We start from the raw sequence: 269 nt of genomic DNA on the forward strand, positions 1-269 counted from the left end.
GTGCTGATCTCCTGACCCGCTCCGGCGACGCCGATGATGACCGACTCACCCCAACCCTTGTGGCAGCACTCCAGCGCCGCACGCATCACCTTGACGTTGCCGATGCACTCGAAGGAGAAGTCGACGCCGCCGTCGGTCAGCTCGACGATCACCTCCTGAATCGGTTTGTCGTAATCGTTCGGGTTGATGCAGTCGGTGGCGCCCAGCTTGCGGGCCAGTTCGAACTTGCTCTCGTTGATGTCGATGGCGATGATGCGACCGGCCTTGGC

The 269-nt window shown here is 62.1% G+C and carries 1 protein-coding gene; it reads right to left on the bottom strand.

Features of this window, described 5'->3' with window-relative positions:
• A partial coding sequence (locus O4G76_RS20610) for a zinc-binding dehydrogenase (protein WP_269398989.1) occupies window positions 1-269 on the bottom strand: 269 nt, incomplete at both ends.

Source organism: Limimaricola sp. G21655-S1, assembly GCF_027213785.1.
Classification (GTDB): domain Bacteria; phylum Pseudomonadota; class Alphaproteobacteria; order Rhodobacterales; family Rhodobacteraceae; genus Limimaricola.